Source organism: Agrobacterium albertimagni AOL15, from assembly GCF_000300855.1.
In the GTDB taxonomy this organism is placed as follows: Bacteria; Pseudomonadota; Alphaproteobacteria; order Rhizobiales; family Rhizobiaceae; genus Allorhizobium; species Allorhizobium albertimagni.
The window spans coordinates 214,833-239,632 of sequence record NZ_ALJF01000013.1; the positions used below are offsets into that span (position 1 = coordinate 214,833).

Annotated in this window: 25 protein-coding genes and 1 tRNA gene; 10 read left to right on the top strand and 16 right to left on the bottom strand. The window is 59.6% G+C overall.

Annotation, left to right across the window (positions count from 1 at the left end):
• The first annotated feature begins 146 nt into the window (after positions 1-146).
• The 3 genes from QWE_RS16700 (at position 147) to QWE_RS16710 (ending at position 2,168) form a co-directional block, all read left to right on the top strand.
• Complete coding sequence (locus QWE_RS16700; protein ID WP_006727339.1) at positions 147-1,520, top strand: aspartate aminotransferase family protein; 1,374 nt, start codon at positions 147-149, stop codon at positions 1,518-1,520.
• Between the two features lie 70 nt (positions 1,521-1,590).
• A complete protein-coding gene (locus QWE_RS16705) occupies positions 1,591-1,809 on the top strand; it encodes a ribbon-helix-helix protein, CopG family (protein WP_006727340.1) in 219 nt (72 codons plus the stop codon).
• Positions 1,803-2,168: a type II toxin-antitoxin system VapC family toxin gene (locus tag QWE_RS16710; RefSeq protein ID WP_006727341.1), complete on the top strand. Its 366-nt coding sequence runs from the start codon at positions 1,803-1,805 to the stop codon at positions 2,166-2,168. Before QWE_RS16705 ends, QWE_RS16710 begins: the two co-directional genes overlap by 7 nt.
• Before the next feature lie 21 nt (positions 2,169-2,189).
• On the opposite strand, the gene QWE_RS16715 is transcribed toward QWE_RS16710, so the two are convergent.
• The 3 genes from QWE_RS16715 to QWE_RS16725 form a co-directional block, all read right to left on the bottom strand.
• Positions 2,190-2,963 carry an SDR family NAD(P)-dependent oxidoreductase gene (locus QWE_RS16715; protein ID WP_006727342.1) on the bottom strand — a complete coding sequence of 258 codons (774 nt, stop codon included), beginning with the start codon at positions 2,961-2,963 and terminating at the stop codon, positions 2,190-2,192.
• Between the two features lie 83 nt (positions 2,964-3,046).
• Positions 3,047-3,340, bottom strand: coding sequence for a DUF2218 domain-containing protein (locus tag QWE_RS16720; RefSeq protein WP_006727343.1), 294 nt, complete (start codon positions 3,338-3,340; stop codon positions 3,047-3,049).
• Between the two features lie 2 nt (positions 3,341-3,342).
• Complete coding sequence (locus QWE_RS16725; protein ID WP_006727344.1) at positions 3,343-3,939, bottom strand: PadR family transcriptional regulator; 597 nt, start codon at positions 3,937-3,939, stop codon at positions 3,343-3,345.
• A 148-nt stretch (positions 3,940-4,087) separates the two neighbouring features.
• Here QWE_RS16725 and QWE_RS16730 point away from each other — a divergent pair, with 148 nt between their 5' ends.
• Positions 4,088-4,561, top strand: a complete 474-nt coding sequence (locus tag QWE_RS16730) for an OsmC family protein (protein ID WP_006727345.1) — start codon at positions 4,088-4,090, stop codon at positions 4,559-4,561.
• A 25-nt stretch (positions 4,562-4,586) separates the two neighbouring features.
• Here the strand turns inward: QWE_RS16730 and QWE_RS16735 are convergent, their stop codons facing one another.
• Complete coding sequence (locus QWE_RS16735) at positions 4,587-5,471, bottom strand: LysR family transcriptional regulator (protein WP_006727346.1); 885 nt, start codon at positions 5,469-5,471, stop codon at positions 4,587-4,589.
• A 106-nt stretch (positions 5,472-5,577) separates the two neighbouring features.
• On the opposite strand from QWE_RS16735, the gene QWE_RS16740 reads away from it, so the two are divergent.
• Positions 5,578-6,678: an aldo/keto reductase gene (locus QWE_RS16740; protein WP_006727347.1), complete on the top strand. Its 1,101-nt coding sequence runs from the start codon at positions 5,578-5,580 to the stop codon at positions 6,676-6,678.
• 41 nt (positions 6,679-6,719) lie between these two features.
• Here the strand turns inward: QWE_RS16740 and QWE_RS16745 are convergent, their stop codons facing one another.
• The 3 genes from QWE_RS16745 to QWE_RS16750 all read right to left on the bottom strand — a co-directional run bounded on the left by QWE_RS16745 (position 6,720) and on the right by QWE_RS16750 (position 9,062).
• On the bottom strand, positions 6,720-8,222 hold the full coding sequence (locus QWE_RS16745) for an AMP nucleosidase (RefSeq protein ID WP_006727348.1): 1,503 nt from the start codon (positions 8,220-8,222) through the stop codon (positions 6,720-6,722).
• Positions 8,223-8,325: 103 nt separating this feature from the next.
• Positions 8,326-8,496: a hypothetical protein gene (locus QWE_RS25310; protein ID WP_157790724.1), complete on the bottom strand. Its 171-nt coding sequence runs from the start codon at positions 8,494-8,496 to the stop codon at positions 8,326-8,328.
• A gap of 230 nt (positions 8,497-8,726) precedes the next feature.
• Positions 8,727-9,062: a DUF2147 domain-containing protein gene (locus tag QWE_RS16750; protein WP_006727349.1), complete on the bottom strand. Its 336-nt coding sequence runs from the start codon at positions 9,060-9,062 to the stop codon at positions 8,727-8,729.
• Between the two features lie 508 nt (positions 9,063-9,570).
• On the opposite strand from QWE_RS16750, the gene QWE_RS16755 reads away from it, so the two are divergent.
• Entirely contained in the window at positions 9,571-9,837 is a 267-nt protein-coding gene (locus QWE_RS16755) for an SEL1-like repeat protein (protein ID WP_006727350.1), read from the top strand.
• A 153-nt stretch (positions 9,838-9,990) separates the two neighbouring features.
• On the opposite strand, the gene QWE_RS16760 is transcribed toward QWE_RS16755, so the two are convergent.
• The 3 genes from QWE_RS16760 to QWE_RS16770 form a co-directional block, all read right to left on the bottom strand.
• Positions 9,991-11,103: a pyridoxal phosphate-dependent aminotransferase gene (locus QWE_RS16760; RefSeq protein WP_006727351.1), complete on the bottom strand. Its 1,113-nt coding sequence runs from the start codon at positions 11,101-11,103 to the stop codon at positions 9,991-9,993.
• Positions 11,104-11,213: 110 nt separating this feature from the next.
• Complete coding sequence (locus QWE_RS16765; protein WP_006727352.1) at positions 11,214-11,630, bottom strand: PilZ domain-containing protein; 417 nt, start codon at positions 11,628-11,630, stop codon at positions 11,214-11,216.
• Between the two features lie 179 nt (positions 11,631-11,809).
• Positions 11,810-12,163, bottom strand: a complete 354-nt coding sequence (locus tag QWE_RS16770; RefSeq protein WP_006727353.1) for a hypothetical protein — start codon at positions 12,161-12,163, stop codon at positions 11,810-11,812.
• Positions 12,164-12,497: 334 nt separating this feature from the next.
• On the opposite strand from QWE_RS16770, the gene QWE_RS16775 reads away from it, so the two are divergent.
• Positions 12,498-13,715 carry an NAD(P)/FAD-dependent oxidoreductase gene (locus tag QWE_RS16775; protein ID WP_006727354.1) on the top strand — a complete coding sequence of 406 codons (1,218 nt, stop codon included), beginning with the start codon at positions 12,498-12,500 and terminating at the stop codon, positions 13,713-13,715.
• Between the two features lie 101 nt (positions 13,716-13,816).
• On the opposite strand, the gene QWE_RS16780 is transcribed toward QWE_RS16775, so the two are convergent.
• Both QWE_RS16780 and QWE_RS16785 read right to left on the bottom strand, forming a co-directional pair.
• Entirely contained in the window at positions 13,817-14,749 is a 933-nt protein-coding gene (locus QWE_RS16780) for a tyrosine-type recombinase/integrase (protein ID WP_006727355.1), read from the bottom strand.
• 301 nt (positions 14,750-15,050) lie between these two features.
• Positions 15,051-16,058 carry a porin gene (locus QWE_RS16785; protein ID WP_006727356.1) on the bottom strand — a complete coding sequence of 336 codons (1,008 nt, stop codon included), beginning with the start codon at positions 16,056-16,058 and terminating at the stop codon, positions 15,051-15,053.
• Positions 16,059-16,664: 606 nt separating this feature from the next.
• Between QWE_RS16785 and QWE_RS16790 the strand changes: the two genes are divergently transcribed.
• Positions 16,665-16,755, top strand: a tRNA-Ser gene (locus tag QWE_RS16790).
• 240 nt (positions 16,756-16,995) lie between these two features.
• A complete protein-coding gene (locus QWE_RS16795; RefSeq protein WP_006727357.1) occupies positions 16,996-17,949 on the top strand; it encodes a porin in 954 nt (317 codons plus the stop codon).
• Between the two features lie 99 nt (positions 17,950-18,048).
• On the opposite strand, the gene QWE_RS16800 is transcribed toward QWE_RS16795, so the two are convergent.
• Both QWE_RS16800 and QWE_RS16805 read right to left on the bottom strand, forming a co-directional pair.
• On the bottom strand, positions 18,049-18,909 hold the full coding sequence (locus tag QWE_RS16800) for an alpha/beta fold hydrolase (RefSeq protein ID WP_006727358.1): 861 nt from the start codon (positions 18,907-18,909) through the stop codon (positions 18,049-18,051).
• 81 nt (positions 18,910-18,990) lie between these two features.
• Positions 18,991-21,060, bottom strand: coding sequence for a lytic transglycosylase domain-containing protein (locus QWE_RS16805; RefSeq protein ID WP_100220931.1), 2,070 nt, complete (start codon positions 21,058-21,060; stop codon positions 18,991-18,993).
• Positions 21,061-21,283: 223 nt separating this feature from the next.
• On the opposite strand from QWE_RS16805, the gene dapA reads away from it, so the two are divergent.
• Positions 21,284-22,168, top strand: coding sequence for a 4-hydroxy-tetrahydrodipicolinate synthase (dapA, locus tag QWE_RS16810; RefSeq protein ID WP_006727360.1), 885 nt, complete (start codon positions 21,284-21,286; stop codon positions 22,166-22,168).
• A gap of 147 nt (positions 22,169-22,315) precedes the next feature.
• On the opposite strand, the gene QWE_RS25315 is transcribed toward dapA, so the two are convergent.
• Positions 22,316-23,920, bottom strand: coding sequence for an RNA-directed DNA polymerase (locus QWE_RS25315; RefSeq protein WP_157790725.1), 1,605 nt, complete (start codon positions 23,918-23,920; stop codon positions 22,316-22,318).
• 400 nt (positions 23,921-24,320) lie between these two features.
• Positions 24,321-24,662 (bottom strand): hypothetical protein, encoded by a 342-nt coding sequence (locus QWE_RS16820; protein ID WP_006727362.1) that lies wholly within the window; start codon positions 24,660-24,662, stop codon positions 24,321-24,323.
• Between the last annotated feature and the right edge of the window lie 138 nt (positions 24,663-24,800).

The window sequence follows — 24,800 nt, forward strand, 5'->3', positions numbered from 1 at the left end:
CGGCAATCGGTGCCTTGCCAAACGCGTTTTGGACGGTCATGTTCGTAGCCGATAATGTTCCGCCTTTCAATGCGAGGCAAGGCAGCCGCACGGACCATGTTTGGCCGTGAAAGCAAGAGCTTCCGCCCCGGCCGAGGATCCGACCCATGAACAAGCCAGTAACCGCCGTCTCCAATCTCGGTGCCATTGATGCCGCGCATCATCTTCATCCCTTCTCGGACATGAAGAAGCTGAATGCATCAGGCACAAAGATCATCACCCGGGCGGAAGGTGTGCATATCTGGGATTCGACCGGCAAGCAGTATCTCGACGCCTTTGCCGGGCTCTGGTGCGTCAATGTCGGTTATGGACGCAAGTCGATTGCCGATGTCGTCCATGCCCAGATGCTGGAACTACCCTATTACAACACCTTCTTCGGCACGACGACGCCGCCGACCACGCTGCTCGCGCAGAAGATCGCAGAAAAGACCGGCCCGAAGATCAACCGCGTCTTCTTCTCCAATTCCGGCTCTGAAGCCTCCGACACCTGGTTCCGCATGGCGCGCGTCTACTGGAAGGCGCTCGGCCACGAGACGAAGACCCAGGTCATCGCCCGCAAGAACGCATATCATGGCTCTACCGTTGCGGGCGCTTCGCTCGGCGGCATGAAGTGGATGCACGAGCAGGGCAACCTGCCAATCGAGGGCATCCACCACATCAGTCAGCCCTACTGGTATGCCGAGGGCGGGGATCTGACGCCTGAGGATTTCGGGCTGAAGGTCGCCCGCGAGCTTGAAGAGAAGATCATCGAACTCGGCGAGGAGAATGTCGCGGCCTTCGTCGCGGAGCCGATCCAGGGTGCCGGCGGCGTCATCGTGCCGCCGTCGACCTACTGGCCGGAAATCAAGCGGATCTGCGCCAAATACCAGATCCTGCTCGTCGCCGACGAAGTGATCTCCGGCTTCGGCCGCCTGGGCTCTTGGTTCGGCCATCAGCATTATGACTTCGAGCCGGACCTCGCCCCGATCGCCAAGGGCCTCTCCTCCGGCTACCTGCCGATCGGCGGCGTGCTGGTGTCTGACCGCGTGGCCGAGGTCATGGTCAACGAACTCGGCGATTTCTACCACGGCTACACCTATTCCGGTCACCCGGTGGCTGCTGCCGCAGCGCTTGAAAACATCCGCATCATCGAGGAAGAAGGCTTGGTCGAGCGTGTCCGCGACGATACCGGCCCCTATCTCGCCGCAGCACTCGCCTCGCTCACCGACCACGAACTCGTCGGCGAAGCCGTCTGCGTCGGCCTGATGGGTGCCGTCCAGATCGCCGCCGACAAGGCCACCCGCCGCCGCTTCAAGAAGCCTGACGATACGGGGACTGCAGTCCGCAACCAGTGTGTGAATGCCGGCGTCGTGCTGCGTGCCACCGGCGACCGCATGCTCTTCTCCCCGCCGCTGATCATCGAGCGGTCTCAGATCGACCAGGCGGTCGACACGCTGCGCAATGGTCTGGACTGGCTGAAGGACAACAGAGGCGAGGGGTGAACGTGTAGTCCATCTCTGGCGGCCCTCATGATCCGATGATATGTATATGCGATATCACTCGGAGGATGGCATGCGCACATTGGTGGACATTCCTGACGCTGACATAGAAGCTCTGGACAGGATCGCTGCGGAGAGGCAGGTCTCTCGTGCTTCATTGATCAGGGAAGCCGTGGAGGGTCTTCTGGATCGACACAAGGACGATGTGGTCCTCAGCGGCTTTGGGCTTTGGGCAGGGTCGGACACGGAAGACGGCCTCGCTCACCAGCGTAAACTTCGCGCCGAATGGTGAAGGTCCTCTTCGACACGAACATCGTGATCGACGTGCTGAAGGGCGTTCCGCCTGCAAGTGACGTGTTGAGCAGTTATCCGCAGCGGGCAGTCAGTATCATCACCTGGATGGAAGTGATGGTCGGCACGCCAGGCGCGCTCACCGACGCCACCCGAGATTTTCTGCGAGGCTTCCAACTGATTGGCCTCGACGAAAACGTTGCCGAGCAAGCCGTAATCTTAAGGCAGCTACACAGGCTCAAATTGCCGGATGCCGTGATCTGGGCCACCGCAAAGGTACATGGTCTGAGCCTGCTGACGCGCGACACCAAAGGCTTTCCGCGTCAGCATCCCGAGATCATCGTGCCTTACGAAGTCTGATGTGCCGCCAGTTCATCGCTCTCACGGCATGAACTGCCCGCCATTGATGTCGATTGTCTGGCCGGTGATGTAGCCCGAGAGCATGGGGGACGCCAGGAAGAGATAGGCGCCGACGCAATCATCCGGTGTGCCGGTTCGCTTCAAGGGCACACTGCCGGCAACCTGGTCGAGCTGGCCGGGCAGGGCGTACTTGTCCTGGAAGGCTGTGGTGATGACGCCGGGTGCGACCGCGTTGACGCGGATATTGTATTTGCCGAATTCCAGCGCCATGCCCTTGGTGACGGCGCCGACAAAGGCCTTCGATGAGCCGTAGACGCCGGAGCCTGCGGTGCCGCCCGTGCGGGCCGCGACCGAGGTCGTATTGATGACGAAGCCGCCCTCACGCTTCAGATGCGTCACGGCAGCCTGTGTCGTGGCGATCACCGAGCGGGCATTCACATCCATCACCTTGTCGTAATGGGCGTCCGTCATCTCTTCATAGAGCACGCGGGCGATCATGCTGCCGGCATTGTTGATGACGCCATCAAGCCGGCCGAAGGTCTTGGCGACATGCGCGACCGCCTCTGCCATGGCCTCGGAAGAGGCCGCATCGGCTTTCACCAGAACGACGCTGCCACCGGCGGCTTCGATGTCGCGGGCGATGGCATGGGCCGCTTCCGCATTGGAATTGTAGTGCAGGCCGACCAGGGCGCCTTGTGCGGCAAATCCGCGTGCCAGGGCCTCGCCGATTCCGCTCGATGCGCCGGTGATCAGCACGGCCCTGCCAGATAGATCGGGAATGGTGAGTGCGGTCATGGGCTTGTCCTCCTGTTGTCGGACAAGTTAGAGCGGCCCCGATGTGATTTGGCAAGGCCGCTCTCGTCGTCAGGCGGATCGCTTCATGCCGCCTTCCAGTCGAAGGGCAGCGGTGCCTCGCGGAAAGCGAACCGGTCGAGGTGGCTGGCCACCACGCCCTGATAGGTTTCGAGCTTCCCAGCATCATCGGTCTCGATCAGCACTGTGAGCGTCGCTGCATCGGACTGCATCGATGCCGTGGCTTCCGGAAATTTGACGGTCGCCTTGTGGTTTTCCTCGTCGAGCTCAACCTCGAGCTTGTGCGCCCAGTGCTTGCAGAGCTGTTGCAGATATTTCCAGCCGTTTTCTGTCGCGACTGTGGTGGTGGATCTTGCCATGGTCAGAGCCTTTCGATCTTGCCGACCGCTTCGTCGAGGATGCGGGCGACTTCGAGTTGCGTCTCGCGCGTGGTTGTCTCGCGGGACAGACAGTCGTGCAGGGCCTGCTTCAGGTTGTGCATGGCACGGCGCACCGGGGCTGCATCGGTTCTTTCGCTGACTTTTGCAAGGGCCGTCAGACGTCCGATCGCGGTCGCGACCTCGTCGGCCCGCTCCGAAAGATGCTGGCGGCCGGCCTCGGTGATGGTCATCAGCTTGCGCGGGCCATCGCTTTCCAGTTCTGCCGCGAGCCCCATGTCGAGGAGCAGCGTCATGGTCGGATAGACGACGCCAGGCGAGGGGGCATAGGCACCGCCCGACAGGCTTTCGATTTCGCGGATCAGGTCATAGCCGTGGCGGGGCTGGTCCTCGACCAGCTTCAACAGGACGAGGCGCAGCTCGCCACCCTCGAACATGCGTCGTCGCTCTCCGCCGCGTCCGCGCGGGCCTCCGCCCATCGGGCCGCTGAAAGGACCTCCGTGACGCATGGCATGCATGGCTTCGCGAAAGGCGAAGAAGGGATTGCCGCGTTCGCCGCGGCCCGGATGGCAGTGTCTCATAATGATTTTCTCCATTGTAATTGCATCTAAGATATATCGTAGAGTGGTCTTTGCAAGAGCTCTCACAAAAATTCCGGCGCTCTCCATGCTTGGATATGACAGGGGCCGGCGCCTATGATGCGTCAGGAATCGCTGGGGAGGACGAAGCATGGGCGAAAAGCGGCATGAATACCGGGTGACGATCACCTGGCAGGGCAATGCCGGCACAGGCACTTCCGGCTACCGCGACTATGGTCGCGACCACCTGATTTCGGCCGAAGGCAAGCCGGACATCCTTGCTTCCGCCGACCCGGCCTTTCGTGGCGATCCGGCCCGGTGGAACCCGGAGGATCTCTTCCTTGCCTCGCTCTCCGCCTGCCACAAGCTCTGGTACCTGCATTTCTGCGCCGTCTCCGGCGTCATCGTTACGGCCTATGAGGATCAGGCCGAGGGCGTGATGGAAATGGATGCGAACGGAACGGGACGGTTTGTCGATGTCTTGCTGAAGCCGCGCGTCACCATCAAGCGCGGCACTTTTCCGGAACTGGCGCTGGAACTGCATGGCGACGCGCACGAAAAATGCTTCATTGCCAATTCGGTCAATTTCCCCGTCCGCTGCGAGGCGGAGATCGTCGAGGCTTGAGGCGCACCCGACAAGATAGACGCATTCAGAGGCGAAGCGCCGCGATCAGGGCACGAAGTGCCGGCGGTTGCTGGCGGCGGCTCGGGTGATAGAGATGCAGGCCGGGAAAGGGCACGCACCAGCCGCCGAGAACCTGGATCAGCCTTCCGTCGGCGATCTCCTCGGCCACTTCCTCCTCCATCATGTAGCCGAGTGCTGCGCCGGCCCGGACCGCGGCGGCCATCAGCGGGCCGTCATTGGCGATGAACTGGCCTGACGGGCGGAAGCGAAACTCTCGGCCACCCTCCTCGAAATCCCAGGCCATCACCGCGCCGGACTTCAGTCGGAAACCGACGCAGATTTGATCCTTCAGATCCGCAGGAGTCTGCGGCGGTGGATGCCTTTCGAAATAGGCGGGCGTGCCGACAACGACCGTGCGCAGCATCGGTCCGACGGGGATCGCGATCATGTCCTTGTCGACCGACATATGAAACCGGATACCGGCGTCGAAGCCTTCTGACACAATGTCTGTCAGCTGATCCTCGACATTGATCTCCACCTTTATGTCGGGGTGGTCGAGCAGGAAGCGGGGCAATTTCTGCATGAGCACCGTCTGCGCGGCATAGGTCGATGCCGTTACGCGAACGGTCCCGGACACGCGGTCGCGCCAATGCGCCAGCCCCGCCAACCCTTCCTCAATGCTGGCGAGCGCAGGCGATACCGTTTCGAGAAGCCGCTCGCCGGCTTCGGTTGCGGCGACGCTGCGGGTGGTCCGTGACAGGAGGCGCACATCGAGCCGCGCTTCGAGATTGCGCATGGCATGGCTGAGCGCCGAGGCCGAAATGCCGAGCTTCGCCGCAGCCCGGGTGAAGCTGCGCTCGCGAGCGACAGTGGCGAAGGCGAGCAGATCGTTGAGTTCGTTGCGCTCCATTCCTGCAAACTGCTCACAAGCGCATGCCGGGCGCAAGCGCTAATCCGGCCACCGGGACCGGGCTATCTCCATGGAGTGACACAGACCTTCCCAAGGAGATAATCAGATGAGCCTCGAAAACTATCGCACTCTTGGTCGCTCCGGCCTCGCCGTGAGCCCTTTGGCGCTCGGTACAATGACATTCGGTGCCGCCGGCTGGGGCGCGGCAGAAAGCGTCTCCCGCACGCTCTTCGACACCTATGTCGAGGCGGGGGGCAATTTCGTCGACACCGCCGACATCTATTCGGGCGGCCAGAGTGAAGAGATGCTCGGCCGGTTCCTGGCCGAACGCAAGCTGCGCGATCGCCTCGTGATCGCAACAAAATCCGGCTTCGCACGGGGAAGCGGCACTCCGCATGGCGGCGGCAACGGCAAGAAAAACATCCGCCAGTCGCTGGATGCCTCGCTGAAGCGACTGAAGACGGACTATATCGACATGTACTGGATGCATGTCTGGGACCGGACGACACCGGTCGAGGAGGTCCTGGAGACGCTTGCGAGCGCGGTCCGTGACGGCAAGATTCTGCACTACGGCTTCTCCAACACACCAGCCTGGTACGTCACGCGTCTGGTGACGCTGGCGGAGGCGCACGGCCTGCCGAGGCCCATCGGCTTGCAATATGCCTATTCCCTGATCGATCGAGCCGTGGAGCTGGAGCTTCTGCCGGCCGGACAGCAGCTGGGCCTCGGCATGGTCCCCTGGAGCCCGCTTGCCGCGGGTCTGCTCACCGGCAAATACGACCGCAGCATGTTGTCAGAAGCGGACCGGATTCCGGCATTGCCGGCCGATGCGGACAACGGCGAGGGAGCACGCGAAGGGGGACGCCTTGCCGGTGATAATCCGTTCGGCGGCATGTTGTTCACCGAGCGCAATTTTGCGATCGTCGATGCGCTGCGGGATGTCGCGGCAGATCTCGGACGACCGATGGCGGAGGTCGCTCTGGCCTGGGTCTCGACCCGACCGGGTGTTTCCTCGGTCCTGGTCGGTGCAAGCCGCCCAGAGCAGCTGCTGCAGAACTTCGCCTCGCTCTCAATCACAATGGACGAACAGCATCGGGATCGACTGGAGGCAGCAAGTGCCTTGCCCGCCCTCAACCCCTATTTCATCTTCCAGCTTCCGCCCGAGATCCGGTTTGGCGTGAAGACGCTCGACGCCTGGCGGGCGTGAAACGAAACCGGGCGGCCTGTGGGCCGCCCGGATTGTCATTATTATTGAAACGCCGTCTCGAAGAAGCTTCTGAGCTTGCGCGAATGCAGTGCTTCGGTCGGCATGGCGCCGAGCTTTTCCAGTGCTCGGATGCCGATCTGCAGATGCTGGCTGACCTGCGTCTTGTAGAAGGCAGTCGCCATGCCCGGCAGCTTCAATTCGCCGTGCAGCGGCTTGTCGGAGACGCAAAGCAGGGTGCCGTAGGGCACACGGAAGCGGAAGCCGTTGGCGGCGATGGTGGCCGATTCCATGTCGAGCGCAATCGCCCGCGCCTGGGACAGGCGCTTGACCGGTCCGCGCTGGTCGCGCAGTTCCCAGTTGCGGTTGTCGATCGTGGCGACCGTGCCGGTGCGCATGATGCGCTTCAGCTCGAAGCCCTCATAGCCGGTGATCTCCTCGACCGCGTCTTCCAGTGCAAGCTGCACTTCCGAGAGCGCCGGGATCGGCACCCAGACGGGCAGGTCGTCGTCGAGCACGTGGTCTTCGCGCATATAGGCATGCGCCAAGACATAATCGCCGAGGCGCTGGCTGTTGCGAAGCCCGGCGCAGTGGCCGAGCATCAGCCAGGCATGCGGTCTGAGCACTGCGATATGGTCGGTGATCGTCTTGGCATTGGAAGGGCCGACGCCGATGTTGACGACCGTGATGCCGCCATGGCCCTTCTTCTTCAGGTGATAGGCCGGCATCTGCGGCAAGCGTCCGAGGGCAACGCCCTCCGTCGGCTCCGCATGGCCGGATGGCGTCACGATGTTGCCCGGTTCGACAAAGGCTGTGTAGTCGCTGTTTCCGTCCGCCATCAGCTTGCGGGCATAGGCGCAGAACTCGTCCACATAGAACTGGTAGTTCGTGAACAGCACGAAGTTCTGGAAATGCGATGCACTCGTCGCCGTGTAATGCGACAGGCGCGCCAGCGAATAGTCGATGCGCTGTGCCGTGAACGGCGCCAGCGGGTGCGGCTCGCCGGGCAGCGGCTCGTATTCGCCATTGGCGATCTCGTCATCCGTGACGGTGAGGTCAGGGGTGTCGAAGATGTCGCGCAGTTGCATGTCGACGAGGCCGCCGGCAGAGGCTTCGACATGCGCGCCCTCAGCGAAAGCGAAATGCAGCGGGATCGGCGTCATCGATTCCGACACGGTGATCGGCACCTGGTGATTGCGCATCAGAAGCGCCAGCTGTTCCTTCAGATAATGCCGGAAGAGCTGCGGCCGGGTGATCGTCGTGGTGTAGATGCCAGGCGAGGTCACGTGGCCATAGGAGAGGCGGCTGTCGATATGCCCGAAGCTCGTCGTCTCGATGCTGACCTGAGGGTAGAAGGCGCGGTAACGGCCCTCGATCGGACCGCCCTTGGCCAGAGACGAGAAGGCCTCGATCAGGAAATTGGTATTGCGCTCGTAAAGCGCCGTCAGCGCGTCGACCGCGGCTGTCGCATCTGTGAAGACCTGAGGCGCAAAGAGCTCGGGGCTGATGGAGTTCTGGGGTGCTGGGGACAGGATTCGTGTGTTCATGGCGCATTATAGGAGACCAAATCTGACAAGCAAACGACGTCATGAACGATGCGTCAAGATTTCTTCGCGTCGGTCTGCGTCCGAGCCTGCGCCCTAGTTTCAATCAGAGGCTGGGCCGGCAGCCGTTGAGGCCTGTCGGCGCGCAGCTCGCGACCAGTCCCGATGACGTGTGTCGCAGGCCTGGCTGATTGTTGACCACGAGCTGCGCGAACACGAAGGCGAAAAGCGCCATGGTCACAGAGATGATGGTGAAGCGTCGTGCCAGCGTGCCCATGTCGTGAACTCCTTTGCAAACCGTTGGACAGGTTTTAGCAAAGCCGGGCTGAATGCGGCCTGAGATCCCGGTTCATCTGGCATTCAGAAGCGTTAACCGACAGCCCTAGTTTGTTAAGAAAGTCGCGTTTCCTAAAGCGCAAAACGGCGTCCGTCTTGAACGGAGTTCTTGAAAACGAAAAAGGGCGCCGGTTGCAGCCGGCGCCCAATGATCTAAGCCGAGCGATCGGTTCAGAGACGCGACCAGGTCTGCGTCTTGCAGAGAACCGCCATGACGCAGCCCCGCATCTTCAGGGAATTGCCGGAGACGGAGCCGGAGCCCGCATAGGTCTTGTCGGTTTCCGGATCGGTGATCTCGCCCTTGTAGCTTTCGCCGCTGCCGGACATCTTGCCGATCTGCTTGCCGTTGTGCTTGCCGCTCTTCAGCGTCACGCAGTAAGCGCCGCCGCAGGGTGCGATCTGGGCCGTGGCGCCGGATGCCGTTTTCCAGTTGCCTTCGATTGGCTCGGCAGCCTGAGCGGTGAAGGCCGAAAGCGCAAGGGCTGCCGCAATGATGATGGAACGCATGGTCTGATCTCTCCTCCCGAGATGATGGTCCTCTCCCGTGGTCGGAGACGGTCCTCTCCGCAGCCGTCCAACGGTTAAGAATTATCTTACGCACACGTAAAGGTAAAATGCAATCCGCCGCGAAAAGCGAGCGGTGGAAAGCCTCGGATCGCAGCAAATCCCGTATTTCTGCGAATTGCCTTCCGAAATCATGGTGAAAAATCGGTTGATTTGTCAGCGTGAAGCTTTCGTAAATTTTGAGCGAAAATCCTTGGGTTGTAGGGGAAGCGATGCTTAACGGAATCCGAAGTTTACGAAGCTTTTGTACTTTGTTTTCAGCAAATTAAGGATGCATTTTAAGCGAGTTTTGAAGAGCGTTTGGCATAGTGAACCCATCAAACGAGCAGGGAAAAACCCCGCCAAACCCGACCAAAGCGAGAATGACCGGACAAAGATCCGGCGCCGTTTCGGAAGGGCCCGCAAGGGAAACAGGGACGACCGAGAAACTAGGCAAACAGGGACAAAACCAATGGCACGCTTTGAAATGCACAATTCCGAAAATGCCACGATGGGTGGCGAAACCCGGGCTGATGTCTTCCGCGACATGGGTCTGATGTATGCAACCGGCCGCGGTTGCCCTGTTGACCTGGTGTCGGCACACAAGTGGCTGAACATCGCCGCGATCAAGGGCTGCGACCGCGCTGCCGAGCTGCGCGCCGATCTCGCCCAGACCATGAGCAAGATCCAGCTCGCCGAGGCGCTTCGTGCCGCCCGCGAATGGATGACCATGCACTGACGAATTCCGGCCGCGACCGCGGCAGGAGAATGACAAGAATAACCCTGAGTGGGGAACGTGGCGGGGACCTTTGGACGGGGCCAGGGCCAACATTTTTCAAAGACCGCGACCGGCAGGAACAAGGCCGGCGCGGTCTTTTTCATTGTGTAAAGGTCAGACGAGAGCCTTCAAGACCTTCGGCAGCGCTTCTTCGAACAGGTCGAGATCTTCGGGCAGGCCGGCCGAGACCCGGATGCAGCGGTTGAGCGGGGCGACACCGGGCATGCGGATGAAAACGCCGTGCTCCATCAGCCCGTCGACGATCGCGCGGGCATAGACCCCATCGCGCCCGCAATCGATCGCCACGAAGTTGGTGGCAGAGGGCAGCGGGTTAAGCCCATTGGCCTTCGCGATGGTCGAGATCCGGTCGCGTGCCGCCTTGATCCGCCCCACGACGTCCGCGAGATAGATCTGATCGGCGAGCGCCGCGAGTGCCGCCTCGGTCGAAAGCCTCGGCATCCCGAAATGATTGCGGATCTTGTCGAAGGCAGAGACGGTGCCAGGCGTGCCGATCCCATAGCCGACGCGGGCACCCGCCAGGCCGTAAGCTTTTGAAAATGTGCGGGTTCGGATCACGTTCGGAAGATCGATCAGCACATCGGCGGACGGGATCGAACCCTCGGGGGCGGTCTCGCTATAGGCTTCATCAAGGATGAGTAGGGTGGTCGAGGGCAGAGCGCGGGCGAAGCTGACGATGCTGTCTTTATCCCACCAACTGCCCATCGGATTGTCGGGGTTTGCGAAATAGACGAGCGGCGCATCCTCTTGCTTCACCAATGCGAGCAACGCATCGAGATCTTCCCGGTCGTCCCGGTAGGGAGCCGTGACCAGGCGCCCGCCAAACCCGTTCACATGAAAATTGAAGGTCGGATAGGCACCGAGCGATGTGACGACGGGCATGCCGGGCTCGATCACCAGCCGCACGATCAGCCCGAGCAGGTCATCGATGCCTTCGCCGATCACGAAGTTCTCCGGCTTCAGTCCGAGATGTGCGGCGAGCGCCGCCTTGAGGGCATGGTTTTCCGGATCATTGTATTTCCAGATCTCGCCTGACTTCTCGGCGATACTGGCAAGTACGGAAGGTGCCGGGCCGAAGCCGCTTTCGTTTGCACCGATGCGGGCGCGAACCGAAAGGCCCCTTTGCCGTTCAATGGCTTCGGGACCGACAAAGGGTACGGTTGCGGGGAGCGAGGCGGAGAGGGGCGTGAAGCGTGAAAAGGCGGTCATTGCGAAGCGGCATCCGGAGGTCGAGGGCGATCCGCTCACCATAAGTGCCGCCGCAGCCGAAGCAAGCCGGATCCGCGGCGATCAGACCTCATCTGCCGAGAGAGATTTTCTCAGCGACCGAGGCGCGCGCCGTTGCCGTTCTGGAAAGGTTTGAGCGGCGTATTGACGGCGTCGCCAAGCATGAAGTCGGCGCGGACAATCCGGTGCAACATGTGCTCGGAGATCGGCGCGATGAACTTCACGCCGACCCTGTTGCCGTTGCGATAAGCCTCGGCACATCCAATCCGGTCGGCAAGGCCGACGATCTGCAGATAATAATGAGAGGAGAGGCCAATCGCGGTCGTCAGTTCGATCGCTGCGCCGCCTTGCGATATGTCGACCACTTCGCAGCTGCGGATCGTGATGCCGGTGAGGCCGGGGCGAACCGACATCACCTTGGCCGGCCGGCGGACATAAAAGCGCTCCCATTTGCGCTCGTACATTTCGGAGCGTACCCCAGCCAGATGTGTCGCATTTTCCATCGCCATGACCGGCTCCTCAAAACTCTTCTGTCTCACACTGTGAGCACTAATATTTGCAGTAGCATCAATAAGATTGCTCAAATTTTACCAATACTGAATATTCGGTTTCAACGGCCGTCCCGGCAAGCGCAGGCCGGGCTGGCGACCGCAAGAGGGCGCAAACGGTGATCAGCTGGCGCGAGATCTCAGTGGCTTGTTTCGAAGGAAAGCCTGACGACACGGTGCAGGAATTCGGGGTCGATCAACATGTTGAAGCCGACCGTGAGCTTTTCGGCTTCGCGGCGGATCAGAGTGCAGCCGATGTCATCGTGAATGCCGAGGATCTCCAGAAAGAAGTTCGGCGGCACCTGGACATGCGGCGAGACGTCGAGATCGGCACCATAGAGCGAAATCGTCCGGATGAGGCAGCGCTGCGACCGCGCCATGCTGAGATGGTGGCCGACAAACACGATCTTGCCGGGGCGATCGATCTTGAATTTCTCGAAGATCTGATCCCGAGGGATGTCCGATTTTGCGTCCGGTATCCTCTGCAAGGGCATATTACCCTCCCACGGTGTCAAGTTAGAATGACATGCTAGCCGATGTCCGTTACCAGATTCTGCATGCAAACCGTAAAATCCAGACGAGCTTTCAAATTGGCAAGATTTGCCAGCCACTTCGTCGGTTGGCTGTTTGTGCCGTTTTTGGTCGGGAATGCCGTAGGTAGCAATCGGCGAGGACGTGCACGCCGGTGACAATGGACGGTTTCGACCGGCGAGCCCCAGGCCAACTTGACCGCAAACCGCCACAAAGCTAGGCCTTGCTGCATCGCATCGTGGCCGGTTCTCCGGCAGCGATTCTGATTTGGACGGCATAAGGCAGGGAGTGCATCACGTGGCGGAGCGACTGGTGATTATCGGGGCGGGGCAGGCGGGTTTCGCTCTGGCCGCAAAGCTGAGGGCGCTGAAGGACGAACGCCCGATCACCCTTGTCGGCAACGAGCCGGTGCTTCCCTATCAGCGGCCTCCACTTTCCAAAAAGTATCTGCTCGGCGACATGGACTTCGATCGGCTGCTGTTCCGGCCTGAAGCCTGGTATGGCGAGAACGGGGTCGAGATCCGCCTGTCGACGCCGGTCGAAGCGATCGATCGTGACAAGCGCGTGGTCAAGCTGTTTGACGGCAGCGAGATCTCTTATGAGACCCTCGCCATCGCCACCGGGGCGACGCCTCGCCGCCTGCCGGCCGCGATCGGCGGTGATCTCGAGGGCGTCTACACGATGCGCGACAAGGCCGACGCCGATCGTCTGGCCGACGAGATGAAACCGGGCCATCGGCTCCTGATCATCGGTGGCGGTTACATCGGTCTCGAGGCTGCTGCTGTCGCCCGCAAACTGGGGCTCGACGTCACACTGATCGAAATGGCAGACCGCATCCTTGCCCGCGTGGCCGCCCGCGAGACGGCGGATGCGATCCGCGCGATCCATGAAGCCGAGGGCGTGAAGATCCACGAAAGGACGGGCCTGACCCGTTTGATCGGCGATGAGGGCAGAGTGAAAGCCGCCGAGCTCTCGGACGGCCGCGTCATCGACGTCGACCTGGTCATCGTGGGGATCGGTGTGATCCCAAACGATCGTCTGGCGGGTGATGCTGGGCTCGAGGTTCAGAACGGCATCGTCGTCGACGATTTTGGCCGCACGAGTGATCCTGCCATCTTCGCCATGGGCGACTGCGCCGTTCAGGATTGGGACGGGGAGCAGGTCCGGCTCGAATCCGTGCAGAACGCGGTGGATCAGGCAGAAGCCATCGCCGCCGTGATCGCAGGCGGTTCCGAGCCATATCGCCCGAAGCCCTGGTTCTGGTCGGACCAGTATGATGTCAAACTACAGATCGCAGGCTTCAATCTCGGATATGATCAGACCGTCCTGCGCCTCAGCACCCGCGAGGGAAGCCTGTCGATCTGGTATTTCCGCAAGGGCGTCTTCATCGCCGTCGATGCGATCAACGACGCTAAGGCCTATGTGACCGGCAAGAAGCTCTTGGAACTCGGCCGGCCGGTGGATCCCGTCTCGATTGCCGATCCCGCGCTCGAACTGAAGAGCCTGATGGCGTGAGGCCATGAGCCCGCCGTTCGAGGTAGGGCAGGGGACAACAGAATATAAAGAGCAAGAGCCGGACAAAGCCGGCCCTTTTGCAATTTACATTACGATATGACTCACGAAGCCGCTGCCCGTTCCAGGATGGGAACGCACATGTCTAGATCATGCGAAGCCAGGTGAGCATAGCGCATGGTCATGGTGAGCGTCTGGTGGCCGAGCCACATCTGCACGCGACGGATATCGATCCCGCCCTGAACCAGACGGGACGCACAGGTATGGCGTAGCACGTGGGGCACCACGTCCTTGTCGTCGGCAAACCCCACCGCATCCTTGGCATTGTGCCAGGCGACGCGGAAGCGCTGCTGATCGATCTCGGCAAACGGACCGGAATACCGGCGATCCGATGCTTCGATGGCAGCCAGAGCACGCTGTGTGAGCGGAACCGAGCGCGAGCGCCCCGATTTTGTCACCCAGAAGGTCACGCGGTCCTTATGTATGTCGCCCCAGCGAAGGTTGAGACCCTCGCTCAGACGGGCGCCGGTATCGACCAGGAAGAGGCAGAACCGGTAATAGAGTTCGGAATGCGCCCGGATTTCGGAAAACAGCAGGTTTTCTTCATCTGTGTCGAGAAAGCGAATACGGCCCGCTTTCTCTTTTTGGCGCTTGAATTCAGGCAGACTGTGAACGTCTCCCATTTTGTTCGCCTTTCGCAGCAGTTTGCTTAAGGCCGCCATCTTTCGATTGATGGTGGCATTGCTATTACCGCGTTTGCGCAACTTGCCGATCAATTGGTCGAGCATTTCGTCAGAAAAGGCTGAAAAACTCGGAAAATCAAGGAGATCGTGAAGCTCTCCGATAAAATTGGTTACGTTATATTTGTGGCTGCCATTCATCCACAACAGGTCGCCATATTTGCCGAACAGTTCGCGCAGATTGGTTTCGCGCACCTCGTGCAGGATCGTTCCCTGTCTGTATTGATAATGTACCGAATAATCGGGCACGCCCACGAAGACGTCAAAACCCTTGCCGGTTGGCATTTCCACCTGCATGTATCCCCCAAATTTCCCTTTGGCGAGCACGCGAACGGGCTCACCGCCCGTCCCCACGGGCTTAGATATCGTTATAACTTATAAAAAGTATAGTGCAAAACGGCACAAACTTTTCCGGAATGGCTCGACTCGAGCCTGTCAATTGGTGTCGTAGGCATCCCCTTTCATTGAGCTGAGGACCATCGGCCGCAGGGTTAAGTCACTGTAATTACGTGGCATGTGAAGATGTGAGCCAGATGGCCGAAAGGGGTCCGGCTCTTGCGAAGCCGGACCCCAAACTTTTTCGCTAATCCGTTGTGGATTAGAACGAACGGGTCAGGCGAACGAAGCCGTCCCAGTTGCTGTCGCCACCGTCGAGGTCGACGTAACGAACGTCAGCCGAAGCCTTGAGGCCAGCAGCCAGAGCGTATTCGACGTAGAGGTCGGCAGCCCAGGCGTCGGTCGAGGTGAACACGCCACCGTCAGCAATGTCGCCGTAGTACATGACCTGCGGGGTGATCGAGAGCTTCTCGGTCGCCTTGATGGTGTAAGCAGCACCGACGGTCCATTCGGCTTCAAAGTCATAGCCGGTGGAGTAGCCAGTAGCCCATGCACCAGCGATGCCGAGCGTGCCCGGGCCGAGGTCAGCGGTGATTACGCCAGCGATCGCACCTTCGTCGTCGCCGAAGTCGTAAACGCCGTTAAGGGTTGCAGTTGCAGCGCCCAGCGAACCGGAAATGACTGCTTCCAGACCAACCGAGTTACCAGATGCATCGATCGAAGACAGATCGTCAACGCCGAGGCCGGCGGTGAAGGCGTCAGACGTGAAGGTGTAGGAAACGGTGTTGAAGCGAGCGTTGCCGAAGAAAGCGTCGGATTCGCCGGCCAGACCCCAATCGTCAGCCCAGGTCAGAGCGCGACCAACCTTGAAGCCACCAACAGTGATGTAGCCCTGGTCGAGAACGACGTTTGCGCGGCCCAGGCCGTCATCCTGCGTGGACTGGATGCGGAGGTAAGAACCGATCGTGCCGATCTCGGAGTCGTTCTTGGCTTCGACGGTAAGACGAGCGCGGACTTCCGAGTTGAAGTCTTCGTCGAGGTCGCCAATGAAACCGCTTTCGTTGGCGTAAACGGTCGCACGGATTTCGCCGCCGATCTTGAGGCAGGTTTCGGTGCCGGGGATGTAGAAGTAGCCGGTGCCGAAGGCGTCGCAAACGCGAACGTATTCCATGGGCTCGGGCTCGGCAGCGATGATTGCGTCAGCAGCCTGAGCGCCGGAAACTGCAACGAGAGCTGCAGCGGAGCCGAGAAGAAGGCTCTTGATGTTCATTATTGACCTCCAGTCAAGTTTCGTATGGGTCTGGGTTATTTGGCTGAAGGACAGCATTCCCTGCCCCATCCCCGTCGGTTTCAGAAGACGGACGATCCACCGCCTCGCTTCCGAGGTTGAAAATACAAAACCCGGTCAGTCATGCAATCACCAATGAGTGGAATGGAGAGAATGTGGCTACCCTTCCACCCGGTCTGTTGCTGAAAGGCCACAAACTCACCTGCGGCACCCCATATCCATTTAGAGTTTGTTAAGAAAATCCAAAAAAAACCGCCGCTTAAGCAGGCTCTTTGGAAGGCGCCGCAGGAGTCGGAATGGGGCCGACCTTCTCATTTTGGCACAGGATTCCGCAAAAAGTTGCATTCAGAACCATCTCGGCTCGCCTCCAGGCTGCATGTTCAACATGGGCATTTTCGGACCTTAAGCCTGAAAATCGGCAGCAGAAGGCCGTTCAAGTGACAGAATCATGTCGTCGGGCGGGATCGATTCGGCTTTTCAGATATGTGGAAACGAACAGCACCTGGCGTTGGCAGCCGCTCGCTAAAATGTTGAGAGCGGAGAAAAGGCCTTGCAATCACTGATTCAAGCAAATAATCAGGCGTCACCGGAGAGGTGGCCGAGTGGTCGAAGGCGCTCCCCTGCTAAGGGAGTATACGTCAAAAGCGTATCGAGGGTTCGAATCCCTTCCTCTCCGCCATAGATACCCACCCCCAAAAAATCAGCTTCATTGTTTGCAAACAGCCGTCACGTCGCTGCGCAGTCGTGTCTTTCTTCCGCCTGGCGCTGTCGCAACTCGGTTGAAAATTGCGCCTCTTGGGGCCCGAGTTGATGCGCGGCGCTGCCTGGCCGTAAGCGCTAAGATCCGCAACCATATGAAAAGACGAGAGAAAAGGAAGATCCGAGAGCTTTGACCTCTATAATTGACTGGAGGTCAATAATGAACATCAAGAGCCTTCTTCTCGGCTCCGCTGCAGCTCTCGTTGCAGTTTCCGGCGCTCAGGCTGCTGACGCAATCATCGCTGCCGAGCCCGAGCCCATGGAATACGTTCGCGTTTGCGACGCATTCGGCACCGGCTTCTTCTACATCCCCGGCACCGAAACCTGCCTCAAGATCGGCGGCGAAGTTCGTTTCGCTTACGACTGGAACACCAACGACACGACCCTCATCAATCGTGACGACTTCCAGACCCGCGCCCGTCTCGTCATCGAGTCCAAGAACGACTCGGAAGTCGGCACCATCGGTTCCTACATCCGTCTCGAAGGCACCTCGGACAACACCAACGTACAGCTCGACCAGGCTTACATCACCGTTGGCGGCTTCAAGGCTGGTTACTTCCTGACCTGGGCTGACGACATCGGCATCTCCGGCGAAAACGACACGTTCATCGACAACGCGAAGTTCGACTCGGTTAGCTACACCTACTCGGCTGACGCCTTCACCGTTGGTCTCGGCGTTGACGAACTCCGTCAGGCTGACGGCGCATTCGGCATCCAGGGTCTGGCTTCCACGACCCTCGGCGCCGTAACCCTGACCCTCTGGGGCGGCTACGACACCAAGGCTGACGAAGGCTACGTCGTCGGTAAGGGTGCTGCTGCAATCGGCCCGGGCACCTTCGAACTCTACGCTGGTTGGGCTTCCGACCCGTCGACCTACGTCGGCACCGTCGAGTGGACCGTTGGCGCTGCTTACGGCTTCAAGGCTACCGAAAAGCTGACGATCACCCCGTCGGTCAACTTTGTTGAGCAGTTCAACGGCGTTGACTACACCACCGGTGGCGTTCTGGCTTCCTACGCCGTTGCTTCGGGCCTCAAGGTCGACGCAACCGTCGACTACAACAAGTCTGACTCGAAGGACTGGACCGGCTTCGTTCGCCTGATCCGTTCGTTCTAATTCGATCTCCAGATCGAATAAGGGAAGCCCGGCCTCGTGCCGGGCTTTTCGTTTGTGATGAGCTGTTTTGATGTCCGCCGCTGCGATCTGCGGCAGGGTTCAGCTGCCGAGAAACACGCCGATCGCCTCCGCAAGGCCATCGAGATGCAACAGCGGCGCATGCCCCTGGCCCTTCGCCTCCACAATCGTGCATCCGGAATGTCGCCGCGCCATCTCATCCGTCGTCGCGCGGGACAAAAGCCTTGAGTGCTCGCCGCGGATCACCATCACCTTCTTGTCTGCAAACAGCGCGAACTGCGCCCAGAGGTCGGGGAAGGGCTGGCTCAGGTCTGCGGCGCGAAATTGTGCGGCGATATCAGGGTCGAAATCTGCCGCGAGCTTTCCGTCGATCTCGCGGTAAAGTGCGCGCGCCATGCCGGCCCAATCATCCGGCCCAAGCGCCGGAAATTCCGCGCCATGGGTCGCCTTGAGGATATCCGCCGCTTCGGCATAACTTGCAAGCACGGGCCGATTGCCGAGATAACCCTGGATCTGCCTCAGTCCCTCCGTCTCCAGCACCGGCCCGATATCGTTGAGAACCAGCCGTTCGATACGATTGAGATGCGTCATCGCGAGCACATGCAGGATCAAGCCGCCGCGGGAGGTGCCGATGAAGGCGGCGTCATCGATGCCCAAGGCGTCCAGCACGCTGATCACGTCGCCCGCTTCGACCGGGATCGTGTAGCGCTCCGGTTTCGGATCGCGGTCAGAGACACCACGGCCGCGCGATGAGATGGCAATGATCCGCCGATCGTTGGGCGGAGCTGCCAGCATCCGCGCGAGATCTTCGAAGTCGAGCACATTGCGTGTGAGTCCCGGCAGGCAGACGACGGGCGTGCCGCCATTCTCGGCGCCATGAATGCGCACATGCAGGTTCAGTCCATCGGGAACTTTGATGAAGCGGTCGATGCTCTCGGCCATGCGGCTCTCCTTCGCTGTGTCGAAAGAGAGCCTAGCGGAGGCGTCGCCGCCGGTCATTAGGCAAAGGATGGGGCAGGGCGCTTACCGCCCGAAGCGCAGATCGTGCACAATGTCCGTCTTCTGGCCGAGCCGGCTTTTGTAGACCTGATAATTTTCCATCACCCGCATGACGTAGTTGCGCGTCTCGGGGAAGGGGATGCGCTCGATCCAGTCGACCACCTCGTCGATCGACTTGCCGCGCGGATCGCCGTAGCGCTCGATCCATTCAGGCACTTTGCGCGGGCCGGCATTGTAAGCGATGAAGGTCATTATATAGGAGCCGCCGAAAGCGTCGATCTGCTCACCGAGATAATGGGCGCCAAGCGTCGCGTTGAAGCCCGGATCGCGCGTCAGCTTTTCCGGCTGATAGGCGATCCCGTGTCGCGCAGCCACACCGCGTGCGGTGGACGGCAAGAGCTGCAACAGCCCGCGCGCATCGGCCGGCGAGATGGCTGCCGGATTGAACGCGCTTTCCTGCCGGGCGATCGCGTAAGCCAGCGCCTTGCCGGAGCCGGCGATATTCGCACTTGCCGGAATGACGCCGACGGGGAAGGCGAGCGCCGGCACATCGATGCCGCGCGCGTAGGCCGTCTTGCCGATCTGAAGGGACAATTGGTGCCCGCCGGACGAGTTTTCCGCCCGGGCACTCAGCAGCGCCAGCTCCCCCGGACTGTCGAGCTGATCGGCCAGCGCCCTGTAAAGGCTCTGCGCCCGCCAGCCATGGCCGGCCGCCTCGTAGCGGGCAATCGCCTGGACCGATTCCCGCTGGCTGAATCGATTGCGGTGGGCCTCGCTCGGCCGCGGATAGGGGATCTGAATGCCCGGCCGATCGATGCGGGCGGCCGCGAGCTGGCCGTAGAAGGTGCTGGAATGCTGGGCGGCGCGGGCGAAATGCTCGCGCGCCTTGCCGTCCTTGGAAGCTTCCGAGGCGCGACCCAGCCAATACCAGGCACGGCTTGCCGAAAGCGGCCGGTTCGAAACCTCGAGAATGCGAGCGAAATGCCGGCCAGCGGTCTTCGGATCGTTGAGCGCGCGCAGCGCGTACCAGCCGGCATGGAACTCGGCGTCGGCAATATCGGTCGATTCGGTTGCCACATGGCGGGAAACAATGCGGTAGGCCTCGCGATACTTACCGAGATCGGCAAGCCCGCGCGCAATGATCCGCTGTTCGTTCCACCAGGCGCGGCCGCTGACCAGCTTGTCCCGCTCGCGCGGCATCTGTTCGAGAAGCTTTGCCGCCTCTTCGTAGCGCTGTTGGCGGCGCAGGTTTTCGATGCGGATATAGAGGAGCGCCGGATCCTTGGCCCAGGATTTGTCGACGGCCGCAATCAACGCATCGACATTCTTTGCGCGTGAATTCAGTCCTGCCCAGGCGCGGTAGAGCGACTGCGCTTCACCGAGCGAAGAAAACCGCTTCGCCTGTGAGGCGCGGTCGCGGTACATCAGGTAATCCATGCGCGCCCTGTGATCGGCGGTGCGCAAAAGGGCAGGGAACTCCTTGAGGATCCGGTTTTCCGCTGCCTCATCCATCACCTCGCTGCGCCAGAGATTGCGAATGAGGCTTGCCGCTTTCGCTGTATCGCCGGAGCCGAGATGGGCACGCGCCAGGAGAATGGTACCTTCCGTCGTCTCCGGCGCGGTATTGCCGAAGGCGGCGAGTACGGCGGAAGGCGCCGGATTTTCGCGGAAGAGCGCCTTTTCCGAATTGGCGCGGAAGGATTTGAGCCCCGGCCAGCCGGTAAGCTGCCGCTGGGCGGCGGCGATTTCGGCCGCCGGCACGTCGCTCAAGCCGGACATGGCGATCGACCAGGTCAGCATCTGTCGGTCGAGCCCGGCGGGCATGCGGTCGCGGATGGCGATGGCCTGCGCACCCTTGCGATCAGACAGAGCATCGAGGCCGGATTTCAGCTGCGGATTGGCGGCCGCCAGACGATTGCCGCGCGGAATGGCGCCTGTTGTTTCGAGGGACGGCGGTGCCGCCTTGCTGGGCGCAAAGCCGAGCGGCTTCATTGCCGGAACAGGCACGTCGGAAAGCGCATGCGCACTCGTCGACGACAAGATCAGCGCAAGACCGAGACCAAGGACAGAACCGTAAGACAGCGACATCTTCATCCACACACCAGAACCCATGGCATCACACGAGAGAGTAGGCCGGGCACGCGGTTAACAAAAGCCTAAAGCCAGCGATCACATTCTCTCGAACGAAGCCTCGGAAAACTGTCACAAATCTCCTGCAGATGCGCTTGTCGCACCTGATGGTGCGAAGTAATGTGCCCCCGATTTAATCTGAGAATGCGGCCGAAGCGTGGATATCGGCCGCCGAGGAGTTCATTGCATGTATCAGGGATCCATTCCCGCGCTTGTCACGCCGTTCACGACAGAGGGCGCCGTCGACGAGCAAGCCTTCGCCACCCATGTCGAATGGCAGATTTCCGAAGGCTCCTCCGGTCTTGTGCCTGTCGGCACCACGGGTGAATCGCCGACACTCTCGCACGCCGAACACAAGCGCGTCGTCGAACTCTGCGTCGAAGTCGCCGCCAAGCGCGTGCCCGTGATCGCCGGCGCCGGCTCCAACAACACGGTCGAAGCGATCGAGCTTGCCGAGCATGCGCAAGCCGTCGGCGCCGATGCGTTGCTCGTCGTCACGCCCTATTACAACAAGCCGACGCAGAAGGGCCTGATCGCCCATTACGCGGCGATCGCAGACGCCGTCTCGCTGCCGATCATCATTTACAACATTCCCGGCCGCTCGGTGATCGACATGTCGCCGGAGACGATGGGGGCGCTGGCCAAGGCCCACAAGAACATCGTCGGCGTCAAGGATGCGACCGGCAAGATCGAGCGCGTCTCCGAACAGCGCATCACTTGCGGCCCGGATTTCGTCCAGCTCTCGGGCGAGGATGCAACGGCGCTCGGCTTCAACGCCCATGGCGGCGTGGGCTGCATCTCCGTCACCGCCAATGTCGCCCCGCGCCTCTGTGCCGAATTCCAGGCGGCGACACTGGCCGGCGATTACGCCAAGGCGCTCGAATACCAGGACCGCCTGATGCCGCTGCACAAGGCAATCTTCCTCGAGCCCGGCCTCTGCGGCGCGAAATATGCGCTGAACCGCACCCGCGGCATGAACCGCACCGTCCGCCTGCCACTGATGGCCACGCTGGAGGCTTCGACGGAAGCCGCGATCGACGCGGCGCTGAAGCATGCGAGACTGGTGAATTGAGGGGAAGGCCGGCGGAGACGCCGGCCTTTTTTGTTGGGGAGGTGGCGTAGCAGCGCGCTCTTGCGTTATCGCCTGACTGAGGCGGTCTGTGTTACTTCGAATTTAATCCGATAGGTTTCCGCTACCGAGTAGATAGAATTCGACCCGCTAGTCAGCCCAGGGATCGTAGTCGTTGTCGCCATCGTGGAATTGATCTTCAATTTCGGGATCATCGTATCCATATCGAGTGCGACTAATCGCTCGCTTGTTGACCTTTTTCACTAGTTTGGTGTGAGCCTCTAGATTGATAAGGCGGACATTCCTATCAGCAAGATGCTTGAATTCGGTTGCATAGTCGCCAGAGAAGGTTGCTTTGGAATATCCACGGGAGCGAGCTGTCATACTCACCAACCAGTTTCCATCCATGGTTGGCAGGCTGTTCCCAAGATTAAGCTTTGGCCTGCTTTTCACATACCCCTTAATATATGCCTCAATTAATAGGGCTCGCATATGCGGGTCTCGCGACTTGGATAGATCGTCTACGATCTCTGTCGAGAGTTCAATTTTGCAGACAAGCAAGAGCCAGACCATCCAGATCGCTTCATGATCATGCGCTAGCGCCAAGCTGCGTTTGATAATGATTTTGGCGACCGACAGCCAACCCTCACGATCTATTGCGAGCCCCAGTGCATGCCTCTTCGAAACAAGTAGGCATGCATAATCCAACGCGTGAGGATGCTTTTGGACTATTCTTTGTAAATTCTGTTCAGCGTAGCCCCATAGATGCGATGAATACAATCTCCATTCATCGAATGACCGAATAAGTATTTTTATCGGGCTGTCCGAGCCGACTGCCTGCGAGCTGGCAACGGCTTCCGAAATGGCCCTCTCTATCTTTTCGACGCTTCCATAATAGACCGTGTGATCACGAAGTCTTTGTGCCCACAAGTCATTGATAGGTTCTAGGCTTGAGTATATTCGCGTTTTGGCATCGTTGAGGTACAATTCGTAAGTCGCCAAAACGTCACGAAGTTTAGAGAGAACGGCCTGCGCGTCGTGTTCTGAGTGCAGACCGATATAGTAATCGTCGACATGACGAACTGCGCCTACTATGATGTTGCCAACTTCAGCTTCCAATAACTGATCAATTTTCGAAAGTACCAATTCGGCGATCAGTCTATAACCATCAGGTCCTATTAAGACACCACGCGTGTTTCCGCGCTGTCCAGATTGGACAAAGAAATCGAGTGCGTTAAAATAATTCGTGGTCGAACGTCTATCAGTATCCCGTTTTGAATTTTCAATACCGTGTGCGGCCCATGCAATCGAATGGGTATATAGACTAGGAAAACACTGAGCTATGTCGGCTTTCAATATAAAAGGCGCATAGCGGATTTTTTCTGATGTATGCTTAGAAAGTTCGGAAAGAGATGGCACTTTGACCGCGCGCTCACTTCCTTCAGCCATTACATTTGGCGCGCCAATTGAAAATTTTGACAACGAATAAGTTGTCTCGAAATCGGACCAGTAGCGCCAGATGAACGTCGATATATGAAAGTAGGTTATGATGTTTGGCGTGGCGAAGAATCGGCGACTTCTGTCATGCTTGGTTCCATTGTACCTTGAGAACTCAGTTCTTCGTTCTCTATGCGAGCTTGTGTCGAGTTGCCTAACAATGCCGGCAAATGATCGCTTAACTGAGGTGCTTGTGAAGCAAGGGGGTAGGGTTTCGGGAAACAACCCTGCTTCAAGCAGTTGGAATCTCGATTTCATGAAGGTGTGCTTCTGGTGTTATACATCTCCAGCATTATAAATCAATTTCTACCATGTTAAATCCTCAGGTTGAATTTTTCTTGAAAATCAACCTTCCCAGTTCGCGATTCTTGTTTGCTTCCCACTGCGCTGACTCAAGAAAACTTTATGAATGGGGCGGGCAGTAGGTCGTTACGGCAGCATCCCGACCCTCATAGCGGGTTTCACATGAATAGGATGCGTGTATGGCCACCGAATAGTCCCGTCGGCCGGCCTCAACTGTCCGGACACACATCACCTTTAACTCCCCCAAATCTGGTCACGGGCCCCACATGCCCACCGCGCACCCTCGTGCCGCAAAACAAAACGGCAGGTCACCAAAGGTAACCTGCCGCTTCAAAACGCACTGGCGAGAAACCGCTCAGCACTCGAGATCAAGCCCGTTTTCGCAGAAGTCGAACTGGGCAGCTTCCGATTCGCTGCCGTCTGCAAAGGTGGCCTTGACCCACTGAGCGCAGCTTTCGCTATTTGTGCTCTGATCCCAGACAAGTTCCGCAGTCGATCCTGGCTTGATGCCACTTCCGATGTCAAAAGCACCCCAGGTGCTCTTGTTTTCGGATACCAGGATCCCTGTGATGGCTGAACTGGTCGTGTTCGTTGCCTTGAAGGAGAACTCATCGGCTTTGGCGACAATGGCGGTCATTCCGTTTGCCGCCGCAATTGCGATTGCAAATAGTCCGTTGCGCACGTTTCGGTAATTCATCGTCTGTCCTCAGAACCCCGGGAGTGGAACATCACACTTTCTGACACTCTCAGTCCGCGAAGTCGACGGAATTATCGTGGTTTCCAACCGCCACCTGCCGGGCGGTTCTTGTGCTTGATCCACCCCCACCTTTATTTC

Bases quoted from the DNA above. Each gene is read 5' to 3' on its own strand.
- QWE_RS25310 (WP_157790724.1), bottom strand. From the start codon at position 8,496: ATGGGCACGCTGGCACGACGCTTCACCATCATCTCTGTGACCATGGCG.
- QWE_RS16745 (WP_006727348.1), bottom strand. From the start codon at position 8,222: ATGAACACACGAATCCTGTCCCCAGCACCCCAGAACTCCATCAGCCCC.
- QWE_RS16725 (WP_006727344.1), bottom strand. From the start codon at position 3,939: ATGAGACACTGCCATCCGGGCCGCGGCGAACGCGGCAATCCCTTCTTC.
- QWE_RS16800 (WP_006727358.1), bottom strand. From the start codon at position 18,909: ATGGCCGAGAGCATCGACCGCTTCATCAAAGTTCCCGATGGACTGAAC.
- QWE_RS16765 (WP_006727352.1), bottom strand. From the start codon at position 11,630: ATGGCGATGGAAAATGCGACACATCTGGCTGGGGTACGCTCCGAAATG.
- QWE_RS16795 (WP_006727357.1), top strand. From the start codon at position 16,996: ATGAACATCAAGAGCCTTCTTCTCGGCTCCGCTGCAGCTCTCGTTGCA.
- QWE_RS16820 (WP_006727362.1), bottom strand. From the start codon at position 24,662: ATGAATTACCGAAACGTGCGCAACGGACTATTTGCAATCGCAATTGCG.
- QWE_RS16705 (WP_006727340.1), top strand. From the start codon at position 1,591: ATGCGCACATTGGTGGACATTCCTGACGCTGACATAGAAGCTCTGGAC.
- QWE_RS16785 (WP_006727356.1), bottom strand. From the start codon at position 16,058: ATGAACATCAAGAGCCTTCTTCTCGGCTCCGCTGCAGCTCTCGTTGCA.
- QWE_RS16715 (WP_006727342.1), bottom strand. From the start codon at position 2,963: ATGACCGCACTCACCATTCCCGATCTATCTGGCAGGGCCGTGCTGATC.
- dapA (WP_006727360.1), top strand. From the start codon at position 21,284: ATGTATCAGGGATCCATTCCCGCGCTTGTCACGCCGTTCACGACAGAG.
- QWE_RS25315 (WP_157790725.1), bottom strand. From the start codon at position 23,920: ATGAAATCGAGATTCCAACTGCTTGAAGCAGGGTTGTTTCCCGAAACC.
- QWE_RS16740 (WP_006727347.1), top strand. From the start codon at position 5,578: ATGAGCCTCGAAAACTATCGCACTCTTGGTCGCTCCGGCCTCGCCGTG.
- QWE_RS16770 (WP_006727353.1), bottom strand. From the start codon at position 12,163: ATGCCCTTGCAGAGGATACCGGACGCAAAATCGGACATCCCTCGGGAT.
- QWE_RS16755 (WP_006727350.1), top strand. From the start codon at position 9,571: ATGGCACGCTTTGAAATGCACAATTCCGAAAATGCCACGATGGGTGGC.
- QWE_RS16760 (WP_006727351.1), bottom strand. From the start codon at position 11,103: ATGACCGCCTTTTCACGCTTCACGCCCCTCTCCGCCTCGCTCCCCGCA.
- QWE_RS16710 (WP_006727341.1), top strand. From the start codon at position 1,803: ATGGTGAAGGTCCTCTTCGACACGAACATCGTGATCGACGTGCTGAAG.
- QWE_RS16805 (WP_100220931.1), bottom strand. From the start codon at position 21,060: ATGAAGATGTCGCTGTCTTACGGTTCTGTCCTTGGTCTCGGTCTTGCG.
- QWE_RS16730 (WP_006727345.1), top strand. From the start codon at position 4,088: ATGGGCGAAAAGCGGCATGAATACCGGGTGACGATCACCTGGCAGGGC.
- QWE_RS16780 (WP_006727355.1), bottom strand. From the start codon at position 14,749: ATGCAGGTGGAAATGCCAACCGGCAAGGGTTTTGACGTCTTCGTGGGC.
- QWE_RS16720 (WP_006727343.1), bottom strand. From the start codon at position 3,340: ATGGCAAGATCCACCACCACAGTCGCGACAGAAAACGGCTGGAAATAT.
- QWE_RS16750 (WP_006727349.1), bottom strand. From the start codon at position 9,062: ATGCGTTCCATCATCATTGCGGCAGCCCTTGCGCTTTCGGCCTTCACC.
- QWE_RS16700 (WP_006727339.1), top strand. From the start codon at position 147: ATGAACAAGCCAGTAACCGCCGTCTCCAATCTCGGTGCCATTGATGCC.
- QWE_RS16735 (WP_006727346.1), bottom strand. From the start codon at position 5,471: ATGGAGCGCAACGAACTCAACGATCTGCTCGCCTTCGCCACTGTCGCT.